A 2,934-nucleotide genomic window follows, 5' to 3' on the forward strand; every position below is an offset into this window, starting at 1 on the left:
CCATGCTCCACATTCGAGGCAAAGGCCAACGAATCACCAGGACCTGCTTCTTCAGACGATCCATTGCTTGTGAAGGAAAATCGCCCTGACTTGACATAGCTGATTTGCTGATGAGGGTGATTATGGACTGGGACTACTGCACCGGAGACAAAGGTTACTTCAACCAGCATCAGATCGGGAGTATGGGAGAGAACCCTTCTGGATACACCAGGGGCCATGGTAATTTCAGTGGTATCATCATATTTCAATTTGTTCATATCGACTCCTGCAAACAGCCTACCCAATTTCAGGAAGGAAGAAAAGCTCCTAACAAAGCAACCTCCTGATCTGCTTTCCCTCAAATGGTGCTATCTTCATGGCCTCAGGAGCATGTACGAGTGGACCTGCATAGTGCATGAGGTCGAGTCGTTCCTTGACAAGCGCCCAGGGCAACGTTCCACTGCCAACCGCTTGTCCATTGTTCTCCCTGATATGAATGCAGTGTAGATAATACCCAGCTTGCTCGAAAGCAGCGAGCATGTTTGACTCCTCGATATTCATATGGAAGGTATCAAGATCAATTCCACAGCCTGGATGATTGACAGCCCGAACAAATTGGAGCGCGTCAGAAGCAGTGTTTAGGAAAAAGTGTTCGTAGCGATTTACCGGGCGAATGTTCAACAAGACATCTTCATCTACTGCAATATTTGCCAAAGACCTCAGACTTCCCACACTCTGTTCAAACAAACGATCCTTCTGGCTTTCCATGTGGAGTAATGGAGGAAAAGCGGTGTAGAAAGGCCCATTCAGACTCCCCCCTCCCATCTGTCCGATATTCCTGATGATTTTCTCTACTGTTGAAAGACCCCTCTTTCTCACCTCTTCATCCAGTGATGAAAGATCGTAGAGAGGTCCAAGGGTAAGTGAATACGAGAGATCCAACTGGAAGTTTCTTGCCTCCAATGATATACGCTTAAGCCCAAGGGGAGACAGGGAGAGCAAGCGCTCTCCATTGATTTCGAGCAGATTGTATTCGTATTCCCTCGCTCTGGCAAACAGGGCAACAACATCATCGTTCCCATATACCTTGAACCGAGTTTCGTGAACACCAACTCTTCTCATATAGGAAACCCTCTATTACAGTATAGCAGAGGGTACAGGAGGAGACCAGAGAAACGCACAACACTACAGCAACATATGACCCAATGGATAATGCAAGTATTTCCCGATAAATATGTTGAACATCAACTACCAAGATATTCTGAAATATGGTATATTCGCTCCCATGAATACCACACTCGAATGCATCCCCTGTTTCTTCAATCAGGTACTCGCATCAGGGAAACTTTTGGGCCTCCCTCCTGAATCAATCAAGCAAATCATGGACGAAGTCGGTGATGAACTCAAGCGTTTCCCCTTGGACATGACTCCTCCTGCAATGGCCTACCATATACAACGACTGTTTGTAGAAAAATCAGGCGAGGAAGATCCCTATCGTTCTGTGAAAATAATGAGTAATACACAAGCCCTAGCGGTGATAGATGATCTGAGAAGAATCGTAAAAGAATCGCAAAACCCACTGAAGACAGCGGTAAAGCTGGCTTGTGCAGGAAATATCATCGATTATGGTGCTTTTCCCAATGGTATTGACGTACAAGGAGAAATTACCAGGATCCTTGAACAGTCACAAGATGCAGAAGGAGAGGAAGCATCTTCCTTGTTTGAATTCGACACCTTCAAACAATCCCTACATTCAGCAAAACGGTTGATGTATATTGGGGACAATGCTGGGGAAATCGTCTTTGACAGAGTATTGTTGGAAACGATTGCAAAAGCATTCCCGCAACTTGAACTGTATTACGTCACCAGGGGACAACCGATTCTCAATGATGCATTGGTCAAGGATGCCTTGGATTGCGGACTCGATTCGGTGGCTACCATTGTTTCCAGTGGGAGCAAGACACCTGGGTTGATCCTGAGCGATGCTGACCCTGAATTCCTAAGATTGTATGATGGGGCAGATCTAATCATCAGCAAGGGACAAGGCAACTATGAAGCACTCTCTCAGGCTGAAGGCCCAATATTTTTTCTCTTCATCATCAAGTGTGAGGTGCTCAGGCGCGAAATTGGTGGATCAATGATGGAATTGATTCTGAAAAGAAATACGAAGCATTCAAAGAAAGCCCAATACTAAAAGCTACGGGCGCCCCGCTCCTTCTATGGTCTGAGTCTCCTCTCTTCTGTCTTCAGAAATATCCATGGATGCAAAGGAACTGCCAGAGGGAAGCATGAGCTGGAATTTTTTTCTGAACAAGAGAATCCTCCAAAAGGTGCCCCCTTGCATTTATCTCCAGAAAGGAAGCGCAAATGCCAACCTGGCAGGTTAATTACTTCCCCATAATGAAGAAGACGTTCCACTTACCATCGCACCATAGAACCGGTTGATACAGCCGGTGGTTTGGCTTATGCCTGCATTGAGACGAGTTTTCAGTTTCTCGATAGCAAGCAACTCACCTGTTTGCGTATCCAGAATATCCGCAATGAATGGGGTTACGACAGCAGAGGGGGCCAGAACATCATCAGTTCCATCAGTCTTTGCCTTATACACCACGCCATCAAGCATGATCATCTCACCACCCAGGGTATCAAAGGTACCCACAGATATAAATCCATCGTACTCTCCCTGCAACAATGCATTGAACAACCGTTTCCCCATCTTCACCAGATCACCCCCTACCTACACTTGGCATAGGGGGTGCAGACAGGTGAGACAAGAAACATCCATTACATTTTCAGTAAAATGCATCTTGTGCGTGAAAAGCTCTCCCTACCCTTTCACAGCTCCCATCGTAAGTCCTTTGACAACATACTTCTGGAAGAACATCGTAAGGATAATTGCCGGGGCCATGATGGTAACAGCTGCTGCCATGACCGCTCCCCAGTCAACTTCGACAT

General features: G+C 46.3%; 4 protein-coding genes. 1 reads left to right on the forward strand and 3 read right to left on the reverse strand.

Annotation, left to right across the window (positions count from 1 at the left end):
• Both AB7S66_RS12325 and AB7S66_RS12330 read right to left on the reverse strand, forming a co-directional pair.
• On the reverse strand, nt 1-257 hold a 257-nt coding region (locus AB7S66_RS12325; protein ID WP_428520430.1), incomplete at its 3' end, for a cupin domain-containing protein.
• 49 nt (nt 258-306) lie between these two features.
• A complete protein-coding gene (locus AB7S66_RS12330; protein ID WP_428520432.1) occupies nt 307-1,101 on the reverse strand; it encodes a sugar phosphate isomerase/epimerase family protein in 795 nt (264 codons plus the stop codon).
• A gap of 163 nt (nt 1,102-1,264) precedes the next feature.
• Between AB7S66_RS12330 and AB7S66_RS12335 the strand changes: the two genes are divergently transcribed.
• The gene (locus AB7S66_RS12335; RefSeq protein ID WP_428520434.1) at nt 1,265-2,173 is read left to right on the forward strand and encodes a damage-control phosphatase ARMT1 family protein; all 909 of its coding nucleotides are present in this window, start codon (nt 1,265-1,267) and stop codon (nt 2,171-2,173) included.
• A gap of 189 nt (nt 2,174-2,362) precedes the next feature.
• On the opposite strand, the gene AB7S66_RS12340 is transcribed toward AB7S66_RS12335, so the two are convergent.
• Nucleotides 2,363-2,695, reverse strand: a complete 333-nt coding sequence (locus tag AB7S66_RS12340) for an acetolactate decarboxylase (protein WP_428520436.1) — start codon at nt 2,693-2,695, stop codon at nt 2,363-2,365.
• Nucleotides 2,696-2,934: the final 239 nt, after the last annotated feature.

It is taken from the genome of Sphaerochaeta sp. (genome assembly GCF_050178175.1).
GTDB lineage: Bacteria > Spirochaetota > Spirochaetia > Sphaerochaetales > Sphaerochaetaceae > Sphaerochaeta.

Coding starts and splice junctions, on each gene's coding strand:
- AB7S66_RS12340 (WP_428520436.1), bottom strand. CDS start 2,695: ATGGGGAAACGGTTGTTCAATGCATTGTTGCAGGGAGAGTACGATGGA.
- AB7S66_RS12330 (WP_428520432.1), bottom strand. CDS start 1,101: ATGAGAAGAGTTGGTGTTCACGAAACTCGGTTCAAGGTATATGGGAAC.
- AB7S66_RS12335 (WP_428520434.1), top strand. CDS start 1,265: ATGAATACCACACTCGAATGCATCCCCTGTTTCTTCAATCAGGTACTC.